The following is a 15,693-nucleotide window of genomic DNA, read 5'->3' as shown; positions in this document are numbered from 1 at the left end:
TTATTTCATCTTGGAGGAATTTAAATGAGCTATGATTTAATGGTTTTTGAACCAACTAAGGCACCACGGGAAAGAAAGGACTTTATGGAATGGTATGATCAGCAAGTAGAGTGGTCGGAAGATCATCCATATAATGATCCGTCGGTTTGTTCTGAGGCGTTGCAGCGCTTATATAAAAAGCTTTCAGAGCATTTTCCCAATATGAATGTGGATGAGGAAGTTTTTGAAGCAATGGAGGAAGCCGGGACGGATAATCGGTTAACCGATTATTCATTGGGCTCAGCCGTTATCTATGCGGCTTTTGCATATTCCGTAGCTGATGAAGCATACACGACCTTGCGAGAATTGGCTTTTGAATGCAAGGTAGGATTTTTTGATGTCAGCAGTGAAGAAGGCGCAATTATTTTTCCGGATTAATACGCTTGGTGTAAAGGCAGATGGTCTTAAGCGGACCATCTGCCTTTATTTCTTAACAGAGTGCTGTTTACTTAATCGTTTTGTTCACAAGGTTGATATGATTTAAGTTCGTTCCACTCGTGCCATCAAAGATGAATTCGAGCTGGTATTTTCCGCGAACATAAGTGATTTTCTTTTGTACGGTTTTACCCGACTTAATCAGGACGGACTCATTGGGAGCGCCCCAGTGTTGAACCAGCATTTTAAGGGAGATTCCTCCCAGGTTGGTCTGCCGCTCAACATTTGTTCCGAAGTAACGCATTTCCTTGATTTTGCCTAGCTTATAGCTAATCGCATATCCAGGGTGTCCCATTTCGGCATGATATACATCAAAGTCGTCGGAATCCTTTGCCGGAGATTCAGCTTCACCAATAGCTTTGATAACCGACGCATGCGTAGTTGAACCAATCGTGAAACCGTGGAAATTAGGGAACTGGCCATTAAGGGCCGGCTTATAGAAGCTCATTAGCGTTTCAAAAGCTTTTGCGTGCGCATCAACAGAAGCGGCGCTTTGAGCAGCGGCTGCATGCGATGGGACAGCACCTGTGGCAGACAATGCTAACGTTCCAGCGACTACTGAAGCCACTGCGATTTTTTTCATGGATTTATAAAATTTCAATTTATTTACCTCCTCGGGATGTCGGGATATGTCCCCGTTCAAGTTGCACTAGCTTTGACGCATGTACATCGCAAATTGTTGCAAGCAAGATTCGATGTAAATAATTACCTCGAAAGGGGGAGGGGATTCCAATATGTGGTACAATTCATATAACCTTAAAGCGACCTATTCTAATTTAAAACGGGAGGAAAGATAGATGATTCAACTTATCCCTGTTAAAAGTCAATCCTTCAGTACGAAAGCTGAGGTGACATAAGTGTGATTCGGTTTCTTGTTTATGCGATATGGATTATGGTTCTGATTATCGAAATGTTTTAGTTTTTCAAACACAATACATAGAGTACATGATTTCGAAGAAACGTTATTCCATATCGTCCTTATATTCATTACGTTAGTAGTTGGAACGGTAGGAACATTAATTGCTCGAAAGAATTGAAGAGTTCAAGAGAGGATGAAAGATTATAGCTGGGGCGAAAAGATTTTTTAAGTTGTTTGCCAAAAATCTGAAGGAAGTCAAGGGACCAGGTGAATATAGCGCTAATGGAATCACTGTCCTTTGCGTGCATTGCCATAATAATAAATTCGAAAAAAGTTACGCGCAATTAAACACGGCTTTTATGAGTTTCCTTAATCTTGATTTCGCTAACCGTTCAGCAAATATATTGATCTGTGATCGTTGCGGTTATATTCATTGGTTTAATAAAGAAATCAAAAGAGAGTATTAAAAAGGGGAAAAATACTAAAAAGGCTGCTTAGGAAGAAATAACTAGTCCAATCTACTAAATTTTGCTATGATGCCAATAGGAAAATTTTCACCTAACAAGGAGTCATAGACAAATGAGGAACAACATTTCTACATGCTTGATGGGAATCGGAATCTTGCTGCTTGTCATTGGGTTTATTGAAGGCCTAATTTTTGGGAATGCTCCTGATGGCTTTCATATGACCATTGCCCTATATTGGTGGCTGTCGGGAGTTACGGCAGGGTTTATCTTTATAGGCTTATCGGAGATTGTTAACCTGCTGCAGAAGCTAGTGACTAAATTTGATGCCGACCAACCGATTCAGCCCGGCATTCTATCGCTGTTCCAGCCAACTTCCTCCAGAAGCGTACAGGAGAAGATCGCTGAAGTCTCCGACACCAAAATTAAGGATCTGACGATATTAATAGACGATGTGCGTTTTAGAGGATTCTTTGTATTTACCGATACTGAAGTTAAAGTGATGAAAAAATCGTTGTTCCAGGCGGAGTCTGAAGCCGTGCTCATTAAGGAGATCAGCAAGAATAGTCTTTCGGCAGATTTCGAGAGGGATGCGGATTATGTTATCTTTCAATTCACGGAAGGCAGCAGCCTTCATAAATTAGCCTTTAAAACCTTTAACATTTATGACTATGAACGAATCATCAACCTGCTTAAGCAGAAGGAAAGCCGATAACTTATCGGCTTTTTTTTGTTACTGCTGAACCGATTTGCGATAGCGAAGCGGGGAGATGCCTTCCCTGCGCTTGAAGCAGGCCGTGAAATAAGGGGCATACCGGAAACCAACCTCTTCGGCAATTCGTTCAATCGACCATTCGGAGGAAACGAGCAGCTTCTTCGCCCGGTCCAGGCGGAATTCAAGCAAGTAGTGGCTAGGCGTCATGCCGTATTTCTTCTTCATGCAGCGGACGATGTAATTGGGATGAAAGTGCAGCTCTTCAGCAAGAAGCTCATTTGTAATGTCTTTCTGAAAATTTTGCTGAAGATAAAAGGCGGCTTTTTCCGCGAGACGTGTGGCGGGAGTGCTTGTTTTGTTTAAGCTTTCGTTTTCGAGCAACGAGAGAAGCTGTGCCAGCAAGCTTTGTTCCTCCCAAAAGGAATCCCCGACGGTCAGATTCAGCAGCTGAAGCATCAGCTTGAAAACATTCTCGGGATCATTAAGGGAGAGATGCTTCGGAATCCGAATGAGGTGAGGATTCAAGAAAGATTGCGCAGAAGCTCCTTCCTTGGCATGCGATCGCCAGATCAGATGCTCGAAATGTACCCAATAAAAAACGGTGTGCTGCTCGCATGGCTTCACCGAATAATGTTCTCCGTCCGGCAGCAAAAGTAAGGTATCCCCTTTGCCAAGCGACCATTCCCGACCGTTCTCCCCGATAAATAACTCTCCTTCAGCCACAATAATCAAGTCGAATATGCCGAAGTTTCTGCGATTGGGATGCCGGTCTCCGGCCCGAAACTCGGAGCGGCCGGACTCCCAGTAATATGGGAGGGGCGGGGTTTGCAGTTCTATGAAGCTCAAAAACGATTCACATCCTTTACTGTGTCATTTTGTATAAGAAAAAGTTCATTCCGTTCCTATTGATTCAGATGAATAAAGCATATACTCGAACTTATAAGGAGTCAATTTTTATCGTTTTTAGCGAATTGGCAGTCATCTGAAGGAGGATTATGATGAAGAACACGCAGATCAGCATCAAGGATGATTTTTGGAATGAATATACAGAGCTAGTACGCAGTACGGTCATCCCTTATCAATGGGAGGCTTTAAATGACCGCATTCAAGACGCCGAACCCAGCTATTCGATCCGTAATTTCCGGATTGCCGCGGGCTTGGAGAAGGGCGAGTTCGGCGGATGGATTTTTCAAGACAGCGATCTCTACAAGTGGTTGGAGGCCGTTGCTTATTCGCTTGAACGTCAGCCCGATCCGGAGCTGGAAAAGATTGCGGATGAAGCCATAGAGCTGATCGGACAAGCTCAGCATGAGAACGGATATTTAAACACTTATTTCACGATCCAAGAGCCGGGCAAAGAGTGGTCTAACCTGTATGAAGCTCATGAGCTGTATTGCGCGGGTCATTTGTTCGAAGCGGCTGTTGCTTATTATCGGGCAACGGGCAAGCGTAAGCTGCTCGACATTTCCTGCCGTTTTGCCGACCTTATCGCAAGCTTGTTTGGTACGGAACCAGGGCAAATGCGGGCTTATTGCGGCCATCCGGAGGTTGAACTAGCCTTAGTTAAGCTGTATCAAGCTACGGGAGAAGGGCGTTATCTGAATCTGAGCTTGTACTTTATCGACGAACGCGGCAGCAAGCCCAATTATTTTATCGAGGAATGGGAACGCCGCGGCCGGACAACGATTTGGGCCCAAGGGGAGCCTAATCTCGAGGTTTACCAAAGCCATCTTCCGGTTCGCGAGCAGCCGGTTGCCGTCGGACATGCCGTTCGTGCGGTATACCTGTATACGGCAATGGCGGATCTTGCCCGCTTAACCGGTGACGTCAAGCTCCGCGAAGCATGCGAGCGGCTGTGGGCGAATACGACCGGCAAGCAAATGTACATTACCGGGGGGATCGGCGCGACGCATCTCGGAGAAGCTTTTACATTCGACCACGATCTTCCGAACGACATTGTCTATGCGGAGACCTGCGCGTCGATCGGCCTGATCTTCTGGGCGCGTCGGATGCTTCAGTTGGAGGCCAAGAGCGAGTACGCGGACGTGATGGAGCGGGCCTTGTACAATAACGTGCTCGGAAGCATGGCGAAGGACGGCAAGCATTTCTTCTATGTGAATCCGCTTGAGGTCTGGCCGGAAGCGAGCACGAAAAGCCCGGATAAGTTTCATGTGAAGCCGGTTAGGCAAAAATGGTTCGGATGCTCCTGCTGCCCGCCTAACGTAGCCCGTTTGCTTGGTTCTCTTGACGAGTATATTTATGATGTATCTGAGGATGGCTCAACCGTGCGTGTCCATCTCTTTATCGGAAGCGATGTGGCATTCGAGACGGGAGGCAAGAAAATCGTGCTGAACCAGAAATCGGAGCTCCCGTGGAACGGCCAGGTTGAATTTAGGGTATCGCTGCAAGAAGATAAAGGTGATGTTCCGTTTATGCTTGCGCTTCGTATTCCGAACTGGTTCTCTTCGAAAGAGCCGGTATTGAAAATAAACGGAGAAACGGTCCGATATCATGTGGATAAAGGTTACGCTACCGTATACCGCGTATGGCAGGACGGTGATCAGGTGGAATGGCTGCTGCCACTCGAGACGCAGCTGATTGCCGCGAACCCGTTAATCCGTGCGGATGCCGGTAAAGCCGCCATTCAACGCGGTCCGCTTGTCTATTGCGTGGAAGAAGCAGACAACGGCAAACCGCTGGTATCCCTGTCGCTGGCGGAAGAACCGGAATTGACAGCCAGCAAAGCTTCGGATCTGCTAGGTGGCTGCGTCGTTGTGGAAGGGAACGGAGTTGTTATCGACAATGCCGGCTGGGCAGAAGGTCAGCCTTATCAGCTGCTAACCAAGCATAGAGAATCGGTCCGTTTCAAGGCGATTCCTTACTATTTATGGGGCAACCGCGAGCCTGGCGAAATGAACGTATGGCTCCGCTATTAAAAAAGTTTTTCGGTACCCTGCATAATGTGGTTGCAGCTGGAGAAATTAATTTCAGCACCAAAAATTACATCACAAACCAACACATTAGGAGGGCTTTTCAATGTCTAGAAGCAACAGCAATACTTTAGTGGTACCACAAGCAGCGCAAGCTTTGGATCAAATCAAATTCGAAGTGGCTTCAGAGCTCGGTATTTCCTTATCGCGTGATGGTTACAATGGTGATATTACAACTTATAATGCCGGAAAAATCGGCGGATCGATTACTCGCCGCTTGGTTGAAATCGCTGAGCAAAGCCTCGGCGGTGCATCCACTAACTTCCGTCGTTAGTAAATACTTAACCAAAAAAGGCTGCCTACTTTATAGGCAGCCTTTTTGCTGTTCTTATTTATTAGCCTGCAGAGCCCGTTTGCGGGTCAACTGCCGAACGGATGCAAAGCAGATAAACGTCACCAGCAAGGCAGAGACGATAAAGAAGACGGATCCTAATATAGAGTTCGAAATCGCATGGGCAAATTCCGATGCGGAAGGCTGTTCGATGCGGATCGAGGTATTAAACACCGTAATAAGAACCGCAAGGCCCAAGGAAGCACCGCTTTGATGGGCGACATTGACCAGACCCGAAGCTGCGCCGCTATCTTGTGGCTGCACACCGGTCAGACCCATTGCCGTAAGCGGCTGGAATACCATTCCGGCACCGATACCCATGATAGCGAGAAGGATAAATAGATCCGGGAAGAATGACGTCTGCGCGGAAACCATACGGCTTAGCAGAAGAGTACCGATAATCGCGATGATTAACCCGGCAGACAGCACTTTGATATTGCCATACCGCCGAACCAGCCCCGGTATAATGTACATCATTCCGAACTGCGCAACGGTAAACGGCAGGAAGGCAAGACCTGCTTCAAAGGAGCTGAACCCGAGGGCATTTTGCAAATATTGCGGGATGAAGAAAAAGAGGGAGAAGTTCCCGCCTACCATCAGAAATCTTCCCAAGTAAGCCCCGGAACGCTGGCGGTTCGCAAATAACCGCAGCGGGATAATCGGTTCTGCTGCCTTGGATTCAATAAGAACAAATACCGCCAACAGGATAATTCCCGCCGCAAGGGGAATCCAAGTTGCAGGATTACCCCAGCCGTAATCAGCCGCTTGAACCAACCCGTAGACCAAGGATGACATGCCGATAACAGAGGTCAGCGCGCCGCCAATATCAAAGCGGCCGGATCTGATGCTTGTTGGCTGAATAAACTTGTGAACCAGGTACAGCAAAACAATTCCGATGGGTACATTAATAAACATACCAAAGCGCCAGGAGACGAAATCGGTAAAGAATCCGCCAAGAATGAGGCCGATGCTTCCTCCCGCAGCCGATACGGCACTGTACATGGAAATCGCCCTGGAGCGTTCCTTCGCTTCAACAAAGGTGGCAGACAGCAAAGCCAGCGCAGCTGGCGTGGCGAGTGCGGCGGCAAACCCTTGCAGGGCCCGCGAGATAAGCAAAAATTCAGCCGTCGGCGCTATACCCGCAAAAAATGAGGTCAATGAGAACAACCCGATTCCTATGCCAAGCATTCGTCTGCGCCCCAGCAAATCTCCCGCGCGGGCACCAAGCAGCAAGAAACCGCCAAAAGCGAGAATGTAGCTGTTATGAACCCAAGTCAAGCTGGTTGTCGACATGTGAAGCGTCCGGCCGATTTGGGGAATGGCCGTTACCATAACGGACGCGTCAAGCACAACGATAAGCTGGCACGCGATAATAATCGTGAGAATAATCCATTTGGACTGATGCATGTTCACGTTCCTTTCCTGTTCCGTGTTAGTGTTCCTGAAAGCTATTATGAATGGGATCGGCGGCGCGAAGTAGATCGTTCCTGCTTAAAAGTTGCCTAAACCTGCAATTCAGCTTTTCTTTTACTTTCCAAGCGACAAGAATGCTTATATAATCAGGAACAAGGCGGGAGGGATCAACGGATATGCCGGAGCAAACAATGGATTCCCGTTCAACGGGAGGGAAAAGCATTTCGATTTATAAGAAAACGCTGGATCAGCTTATTGGAATGACGGAGAGGATGACGTTGGAAGAAGGGCGGAATTCAACGATCGTGCCTTTCCTGTCCATCGTCAAACGCAGTCACGATACGGTGCGGTGTCCAGGCGTATTGACACCTTCTTTTTGTCTGATTCTCCAAGGGGAGAAGAAGCTGTATCTCGGTCAGGATATCTTTCATTACAGAGCGGGGGATTACGTTGCATCGCTGCTGGATATCCCTGCTTTTGGCCAGGTTGTTGGAGCAAGCGAAGAGCAGCCTTATATCGGACTGCGCATAGACTTCACGACGCAGGAGATTGCTTCCGTCGTTGTGGAAGCTGAGATCCTTGCGGAGCCAAAAGAGAAAGATTTGACTTCCGCAGCTTTTATCGGCAAATCGGATGCCAATCTGCTGGACATCTTTTACCGGCTGCTGAAGTTAATCGACAAGCCGAAAGAAGCCCGGTTTCTGTCCGAGCTGTTGAAGAAGGAAATGATTTTTAATCTGCTGTCAGGCGATTTCGGACATTTGTTTATGCAGAAGGTATTGTTTGACCAACGGGCGGATGGAGTAGCGAAGGCGATTCACTGGATCCAGGAGAACTACACTCACTCCTTTACCGTCGAGGAGCTGGCGAAGTCATGCAATATGAGCACGTCCGGGCTTCATCATAAATTTAAAGCCATCACTACAATGGGGCCTTTGCAATATCAGAAGCAGCTTCGCCTGCAGGAAGCGAGGCGCCTGATGCTAAGCGGTCCGGTAGGGGCAACAACAGCCGCGCTGACGGTAGGCTATGAAAGCCCGTCGCAGTTCAATCGGGAATACCGAAGACTGTTCGGCCAGCCTCCCCTTCAGGATATCAAGACGCTTCGCAAAGCATCGGGCAGTGCGGAATTTGAGGACCCTATATAAGAAGTTTACAGAAAGTAACGGAGCCGCGCGGCAAGCGGGCTCCGTTTTTCTGTTTTGGCCTAATTTATATTATAATGCAGTCATGGTGTTTCAAACTGAAACGAAAAACGAGGTGTAATGATGAATATTAAAGTTCTAGCTATAGCTCCGTATGTAGGGTTGCGGGATTTGCTTTTGGAAATGGTGCAAGAAGAAACAACGATTCGGATGGATGTGGAGGTAGCGGATTTGGAAGAAGCGCTTCCGCTTATCCAGCAGGCCGAGGAAAGGGGCTACGACATTATTATCAGCCGGGGCGGTACGGCAAACCTGATTCGCAAGCATTCCTCGCTGCCGGTCGTGGACATCCCGGTATCCGGGTACGATATTTTGCGGGTGCTGACGCTTATCCGCCGCACGAATTCCAAGGTAGCCATTATCGGCTTTCCGAATATATGCAAGGCAGTTGCGGAGGTGTCCAGCCTGCTTGATTTTGAAATTCCGATTATCCAGATCAGCGACCAGACCGAGGTGCGCGGCGCTCTGCGGCAGGCATTTGGCGACAAGGTTCAGATCGTGCTGGGGGATGCCGTTACGGTCCGGGCCGCGCAAGAAATGGGCTATCACGGTATTCTTATTACCTCAGGCAAGGAATCGGTCGGCGATATGTTCCGGGAGGTTAGGCGCGTATACGACGTTTACCGGCAAGGCCAGGAACAAACGATGTTCTACCGGGACATCCTGGACCAGGATACCAGAGCGATTATCGCGCTTGATGACCGTCAGCGGATCCTGTTCATGAACCATACTGCGGGAGAACTGCTCGGCAGCAGCGGTAATACGGATGCGGAGGCTTTGTCAGGCAGCAGCATTCAATATTCGTTACCGGCGCTTTACAAGCTGATAAGCGGAGCGGAGGAGACGGACAGTTCCGCCAAATGGTCCAAGCAGTTTCTCTATTTGAACGAGCAGCAATACAAAGTAAGCGTTAGCGAGGGCCGCAAGGAAGGAAGCTTCCGCTATCTGGTTTCCCTGGACTCGATCGAGAATTGGCGCAACGAGCGGAGATTCGCTGCTTATATTCCTCCTAGGCTTACAACGTTTAATCAAATGGTGGGCTCCAGCGTGATGTTGAATAAAACGATAGCGAAGGCGCAAAAGTATGCACTAAGCGATCGTAACCTTTGGGTTTCCGGTGATAGGGGAACAGGCAAATCGCTATTCGCTCAAGCGATCCATTCGGCAAGCAAGCGCCATGCGCAAGGCTTCTATATGATTCCGTGCGAAGGGATGACGGAGCAGGAAACCAATCTTCTGTTAAAAGGAACTGCGGAGGAGCTTGGTCTGCCCGAGACCGGTTTCTGCGGAACGATCTATCTGAACAACGTGGACAGGCTGGACCGCGGAGCGCAGGACCAATGGCTGCAGGCCATACGCCGGTACCCGCAAATCCGGTTTATTGCCTCCTCCTCAACAAGCCTAACCCGCCTGAAAGGAAAGGCGGACTACAATCATGAGCTAATCGCAGTGCTCGGCGAGCTTCAGTTAGCGGTTCCTCCTCTAAAGGAACGGATAGAGGACATCGATGAGATCATCCGGGTCATGATTGCGAATTATAATTTTCAATCCGGCAAGCAGATCGTCGGTTTCCGCGAAGCGGCTCTTGATGAGCTGTTGCAATACGATTGGCCGGGGAATTTACGCGAGCTGGAGCGTGCCATTCACGAAATGCTTGTCCTTACCCAAGGCAATCATGTAGAGAAGAAGGATGCGGTTACTGTTATTGAACAATATAAAGAGTCCATGATTGCGGATGCGGACAATGTTTCCACCACGATAGATCTGCGAGGGACGCTTGAGGAGATCGAGCGCCGGATCATTACTTATGTTTTACAGGAGGAAGGAATGAATCAATCCAAAACCTGCAAGAGGCTCGGTATGAACCGGACAACCTTTTGGAGGAAAATGAACAAAACGTTTAATAATGAAACATAATGATGGTTGTTCATCACATAAGCTCGCTTTATAATTAGCAATGTAGCGCTTACAAATTGAACTTACTGTTTCAATATGAAACAAAAATGTATCTTAGGGGGACTACTTGTGAAGATTAAAGCGAGCATTGAAAAAATCCCTGGCGGTATGATGATCGTCCCATTATTGATTGGAGCAATCATAAATACGGCTTTTCCAACGATTTCGACTTATTTTGGTTCCTTCACCGGCGCATTGATGACCGGATCGCTTCCCATGCTGGCTGTCTTTTACGTCTGTATGGGATCCACCATCGATTTTAAAGCAACGCCTTACATCGTAAAAAAAGGCGGCACCTTATTGATCACCAAAATCGCTATTGCGATGCTGGTCGGCTTTATCGCCGGCAAGTTTCTTGGCAATGGCATGATTGATAACGGTTTCTTCGCCGGGCTATCCGTTCTGGCAATCGTCGCGGCCATGAATGATACAAACGGCGGTCTGTACATGGCGCTGATGGGTCAATTCGGACGCAAAGAAGATGTAGGCGCATATTCGATCATGAGCCTTGAGTCCGGCCCGTTCCTGACCATGATTACGCTTGGCGCAGCCGGCCTCGCCGCGTTCCCATGGCAAACGCTTGTAGGCGCTATCCTTCCGCTGGTTGTCGGCATGATTCTCGGTAATTTGGATAAAGAGCTACGCGGTTTTCTCTCTAAAGGGGTACCGGTCCTCGTTCCGTTCTTTGCCTTTGCGCTTGGTGCCGGGCTGAATCTGGGCAATGTGTGGAAAGCGGGCGCGCTTGGCGTGCTGCTTGGCGTTGCGGTTGTTGTCATTACAGGCTTGGCGCTGATGGGTACCGACCGGCTTACGGGCGGCAATGGCGTAGCCGGCTTGGCTGCAGCTACTACCGCGGGCAATGCCGCAGGCGTACCGGCGGCCGTCGCCGCCGCAAACGCGATCTATGTACCGCTGGTGCCTTCGGCAACCGCGCTTGTTGCTTCGAGCGTTATTGTGACGGCTATCCTTACGCCGATTGTGACCGCATGGTGGTCTAAACGTCTGGAAGCTAGAAGCAAATAAAACGACGGAGGATGCAACGTGAAACAAATATCGATTATTGCAGATGATTTAACCGGCGCATCGGACTCCGGCGTTCAATTTGCCCGGAATGGCCTAAAGACGCAGGTGTTGTTTGATTGGTCGGCCATTCCCGATGATCAATCGGAGCTCGATGTGATCGTGCTAGACACGGACAGCCGCTCGATGCCGGGCGAGCTGGCTTATGAACGGGCGGCCAGTGCAGCCGCGGCGCTCAAAGAAAAAGGGTTTAGCTTTATTTATAAAAAAATGGACTCTACGCTAAGAGGGAATCTGGGGCAGGAAATACGCGGGGTCATGGACAGCTACAGCTTCGATGCCGCTTTTATTGCGCCTGCCTTTCCAAGAATCGGCCGGACGACCGTTGGAGGAATTCATTACTTGAACGGTACGCCGATTCACGAAACCGAGATGGCAAGAGATCCGAAGACACCGGTTCCGGATTCCCGGGTCGCCAATGTTTTGCAGGAGCAATCAGGCCTTGCCAGCGCGAACGTAGAGCTTGCTTTGCTGCGCGAAGGTCCGGAAGCTGTCCGCCGCTTTATCGAAGAACAACTTCGTCAAGCTGTAAAGCTGTTTGTGTTCGACGCGGAGACGGATGGTGATCTTGCTATTATTGCCGCGCTTATTCCGGTATTTCAATCCAGCGTATTGTGGGGAGGCTCGGCCGGCTTGGCAGAGTTCCTGATTGCGCCGGACCCGTCGAGAACCGCTGAACGATACGAAAAACAAGCAGCGGAAGGTGCCGTCGTTCTCGTAGCGGGAAGCATTTCGGCTATTACCCGGGAACAAGTTGCGGAGGTTAACCGGCAGGCTAATGTTACCGCCTTGGAGATGGATCCGCTTGCGGCCATCGGACCGATGGAAGAGCGGGAGCGCGAAATCGCAAGGTGTGCGGCCGAGCTGCAGCTTGCGATTGCAGCAGGGAAAGATATTTCGCTGCACGCAGGTTCTTCTCCGGAGCAGGTCCGCGCAGCCAAGGAAAAGGGAGCCGCGCTAGGACTAGATCCCTCGGATGTCTCCAACCGGATTGCGGATACCCTTGGTCAGATTACTAGCCAGGTTGCCGCAGGCAGCTCCGTACAAGGTCTCGTACTCACCGGCGGAGATACAGCCAAAGCCGTCTGCCGGTATTTAGGCGTCAGCGGTTTTGAACTTCATCATGAGGTGGAGCCGGGTATCCCGTTCGGAACGTTAGTTGGCGGATCCCGATTGCCGGCAATTACGAAAGCAGGGGCGTTCGGCCGTAAAGGATCGTTATGGCATGCCATGCAGCATATACGTGAAGGAAGAGGGGAATAACAATGAAAGCGATTATTGGGATCACAATGGGAGACGGCGCAGGCGTCGGCCCCGAGATTATTATGAAAGCTCTTGGCGATAACAAGGTATACGAGGACAGCAATCCGTTTGTGATCGGCGATGCCAAGATCTTAGAGCGTGCGGCCCGTGTTGTGAACAGCGAGCTCAAGGTTCGTCCTATTGCTTCCGTAACGGAAGCGCAATACGAATACGGCACGGTGGATTGCCTTGATCTGAATCTGCTTCCGGCCGACCTGCCGTTTGGACAAGTGTCTCCGGAAGCGGGGCATGCCGCGTTTATGTACTTGAAGACCGCCATTGAACTGGCGAACGAAGGGCTGATCGACGGCATTTGCACGGCGCCGCTGAACAAAGAAGCGCTGCATAAGGGCGGACATATTTATCCCGGTCATACGGAGATCCTGGCCGATTTGACGGGGACGCAGGATTTCGCGATGATGCTCTCCGCTCCAAAGCTGAAGGTTATTCACGTAACCACGCACGTAGGCATCATTGATGCTGTAAGAATGATCGAGCCGGAACGCGTCTACAAGGTGATCAAAATGGCTCATGAGACTCTCCGTAAAGCAGGTTACGCGGAGCCTCGCATCGCGGTTTGCGGCATTAATCCGCATGCCGGAGAGAATGGCTTGTTCGGTTACGGAGAGGAAGAAGAGAAGGTTATTCCCGGAGTTCAGCGGGCTCAGCAGGAAGGCATAAACGTGCAAGGTCCTCTGCCGGCAGACACTTTGTTCTTCCGTACGACGCGCGGCGACTTCGATATCGTTGTTGCGATGTACCACGATCAGGGACACGGTCCGGTAAAAGTATTAGGCCTCGAAGCAGGCGTGAACATTACCGTCGGCCTGCCGATTATCCGCACAAGCGTCGATCACGGGACGGCTTTCGATATCGCGGGCAAAGGCATCGCGGATGACCAAAGCATCAAAGAAGCGCTCCGCCAAGCGGTAGAGCTTGCGCCAAAGCGTTAATTTCATAACAATGATAAAGCCCAGGTCCGGATCTTCCATGGACTTGGGCTTTTTGGCATGCAAGCAGGTCGGGAAAGAGCAAGAGAGTAGTCGGCAAAGGCATAGACCATACTAAAAGCTATCAAGTAAGATGAAGAGTGACGGCATAATCGGGTGAAGGCCGCTAAGATGAGGAACTTCGATCGGAGGGCCCGAATGATCAAACGTTTGAAATCTATTCCGTGGAATTCGATTCCGGTCAAGCTGGTGCTTGGCCTTTTAGGTATTACCATGCCTTTAATCGCGCTTCTGTTCTATAACAATTCGTATAGCATGAACGTCGTTCACAGTCAGGTAGCGGCGTCGAACAAAAATTTAATCGCTATTTACATGAACCAGACCGATGGGCAATTGACCGAGGTTGAGAGACATTTGGCCAGTCTAACCTCAACGGATCTTAACGTACAGGACATGGGCGACGCGAGGACGGAAGACGATTTCGTTCTGGCCAAAACCGCGGTCTACCGCAAGCTCACTTCGGACTTGTCGATTTATCCTTATATTGACGGTTTATATGTCTATTCCCTTAACCGGCATGAAGGGGTTGAGGCATACAAAGGCAACTTGTCCTACCCTCAGCTGACCCGTATCCGGCAAGCGCTGGCAGACAGGGTGTCCGAGCTGACGCAGAAATCACAGTATCGGAACGTCGATTGGAAGATCATGCTGCTGGGAGGAGAGTCGTACCTGGTTCGCCTTATGCGCGACGGAGACCTGGTTGTCGGGGCATGGGTTAAGGCTTCAACCGTGCTGCAGCCGCTGCGCGGAATGCGTATCGGCAACACGGGAGCGGTGCTCCTCGTTGATGACAATGGCGGTATTTTATCTGCCACAAGAGATCTCTCAAACAAGGAACTTGATCTCGCGAAAGGGTTTCAGCGTTATTATTTGTCCGGAGGAGAGGACAAGTTCCTGATCGTGGGTGAGTCCTCGGCAAAAGGCGGCTTTAGCCTCGCGGCCGCCATTCCGGACGAGTCTATTTTGGAGAACCTTCCTTACTTGACCAAAGCGTCCGCCGTCGTTATTATATTGGCTCTGCTGATGCTGCCGCTTAGCTTCCTGATCTTGAGAAAAGCGATTTTGCTTCCGCTCGGCAAGATGGTCAGCGCCATGAGAAAGATCGGGAAGGGCAACTTCCAAATCCGGATTGATGCCGCCGGAGCGCCCGACGAGATTCAGCTGGTTAACCAGGCTTTTAATACGATGATTTCCAGGATTGAAGAGCTTAAGATTCACGTATACGAGGAGCAGCTCAGCAAACAAAGGGCGGAGCTGAAGCATTTGCAGCTGCAAATCAATCCGCATTTTTTCATGAATTCGTTAAACATTTTGTACAATCTGGCTCAAGTGAAGCAATTTGAGCCGATTCAGGAAATGACCATGCATCTCGTGCATTATTTCCGATACCTTTTTCAAAGCTATCATCCGCTCGTCCCGCTAAAGAATGAGCTAAGCCATATTCGGCACTATTTGCGTATTCAGCAGATGCGTTTTCCGGATACGTTCTCTTGCGAGGTGGAGATTCCGTCTTATTTGGAGACAACGGCTATTCCTCCGCTCCTTCTGCAGACGGTGGTCGAAAACTCCGTTAAATACGCGGTTAAGCCCGGTGAGCCGATCAAGCTGATTATTGAAGCGGAGCTAGATGATTTGGCCGAGGAGCCGATGGTTGTCATCACGGTAAGAGACACCGGCGAAGGTTACTCCGAGGCTGCTCTTTCCCGTTTGCGTCAAGGAATGACCTATGCGGATGAGACTGGCGAGCATATCGGACTATGGAATATAAGAGAAAGATTGAGGCTTCAATTCGGCGATAAAGCATGGATGGATTGTTATAATGACGACCCGCATGGAGCGGTAACCGAGATTGCGATCCCTCTTCATGCTAGTCAGGAGCAAAAGGAGTGAACGG

At 49.6% G+C, this 15,693-nt stretch carries 13 protein-coding genes; 10 read left to right on the top strand and 3 right to left on the bottom strand.

Going from position 1 to position 15,693, the window contains the following annotated elements; all coding sequences use genetic code 11:
- The first annotated feature begins 24 nt into the window (after positions 1-24).
- Positions 25-417, top strand: a complete 393-nt coding sequence (locus WFJ73_RS07835; RefSeq protein ID WP_336772511.1) for a hypothetical protein — start codon at positions 25-27, stop codon at positions 415-417.
- A gap of 67 nt (positions 418-484) precedes the next feature.
- Here the strand turns inward: WFJ73_RS07835 and WFJ73_RS07830 are convergent, their stop codons facing one another.
- A complete protein-coding gene (locus tag WFJ73_RS07830) occupies positions 485-1,075 on the bottom strand; it encodes a YjgB family protein (RefSeq protein ID WP_336772510.1) in 591 nt (196 codons plus the stop codon).
- Between the two features lie 837 nt (positions 1,076-1,912).
- Between WFJ73_RS07830 and WFJ73_RS07825 the strand changes: the two genes are divergently transcribed.
- A complete protein-coding gene (locus tag WFJ73_RS07825) occupies positions 1,913-2,512 on the top strand; it encodes a hypothetical protein (RefSeq protein WP_336772509.1) in 600 nt (199 codons plus the stop codon).
- Positions 2,513-2,530: 18 nt separating this feature from the next.
- Here the strand turns inward: WFJ73_RS07825 and WFJ73_RS07820 are convergent, their stop codons facing one another.
- Entirely contained in the window at positions 2,531-3,358 is an 828-nt protein-coding gene (locus tag WFJ73_RS07820; protein ID WP_336772508.1) for an AraC family transcriptional regulator, read from the bottom strand.
- A gap of 152 nt (positions 3,359-3,510) precedes the next feature.
- Between WFJ73_RS07820 and WFJ73_RS07815 the strand changes: the two genes are divergently transcribed.
- A complete protein-coding gene (locus WFJ73_RS07815) occupies positions 3,511-5,448 on the top strand; it encodes a glycoside hydrolase family 127 protein (protein ID WP_336773082.1) in 1,938 nt (645 codons plus the stop codon).
- Between the two features lie 100 nt (positions 5,449-5,548).
- Positions 5,549-5,776 (top strand): alpha/beta-type small acid-soluble spore protein, encoded by a 228-nt coding sequence (locus WFJ73_RS07810; RefSeq protein WP_127493240.1) that lies wholly within the window; start codon positions 5,549-5,551, stop codon positions 5,774-5,776.
- A gap of 54 nt (positions 5,777-5,830) precedes the next feature.
- On the opposite strand, the gene WFJ73_RS07805 is transcribed toward WFJ73_RS07810, so the two are convergent.
- Entirely contained in the window at positions 5,831-7,240 is a 1,410-nt protein-coding gene (locus WFJ73_RS07805) for an MFS transporter (protein ID WP_336773081.1), read from the bottom strand.
- A 182-nt stretch (positions 7,241-7,422) separates the two neighbouring features.
- Between WFJ73_RS07805 and WFJ73_RS07800 the strand changes: the two genes are divergently transcribed.
- The 6 genes from WFJ73_RS07800 (at position 7,423) to WFJ73_RS07775 (ending at position 15,689) form a co-directional block, all read left to right on the top strand.
- Positions 7,423-8,394, top strand: a complete 972-nt coding sequence (locus tag WFJ73_RS07800; RefSeq protein WP_336772507.1) for an AraC family transcriptional regulator — start codon at positions 7,423-7,425, stop codon at positions 8,392-8,394.
- Positions 8,395-8,574: 180 nt separating this feature from the next.
- On the top strand, positions 8,575-10,368 hold the full coding sequence (locus tag WFJ73_RS07795) for a sigma-54-dependent Fis family transcriptional regulator (RefSeq protein WP_336772506.1): 1,794 nt from the start codon (positions 8,575-8,577) through the stop codon (positions 10,366-10,368).
- A 108-nt stretch (positions 10,369-10,476) separates the two neighbouring features.
- Complete coding sequence (locus WFJ73_RS07790) at positions 10,477-11,430, top strand: 2-keto-3-deoxygluconate permease (RefSeq protein WP_336772505.1); 954 nt, start codon at positions 10,477-10,479, stop codon at positions 11,428-11,430.
- 18 nt (positions 11,431-11,448) lie between these two features.
- Positions 11,449-12,750: a four-carbon acid sugar kinase family protein gene (locus WFJ73_RS07785; RefSeq protein ID WP_336772504.1), complete on the top strand. Its 1,302-nt coding sequence runs from the start codon at positions 11,449-11,451 to the stop codon at positions 12,748-12,750.
- Positions 12,751-12,752: 2 nt separating this feature from the next.
- Complete coding sequence (gene pdxA, locus WFJ73_RS07780) at positions 12,753-13,742, top strand: 4-hydroxythreonine-4-phosphate dehydrogenase PdxA (RefSeq protein WP_336772503.1); 990 nt, start codon at positions 12,753-12,755, stop codon at positions 13,740-13,742.
- A 195-nt stretch (positions 13,743-13,937) separates the two neighbouring features.
- On the top strand, positions 13,938-15,689 hold the full coding sequence (locus WFJ73_RS07775; protein ID WP_336772502.1) for a sensor histidine kinase: 1,752 nt from the start codon (positions 13,938-13,940) through the stop codon (positions 15,687-15,689).
- The last annotated feature ends 4 nt before the right edge of the window (positions 15,690-15,693 follow it).

This window comes from Paenibacillus sp. MMO-58 (assembly GCF_037146255.1).
GTDB lineage: Bacteria > Bacillota > Bacilli > Paenibacillales > Paenibacillaceae > Pristimantibacillus.
This window is presented reverse-complemented; position numbering and strand designations above follow the sequence as displayed.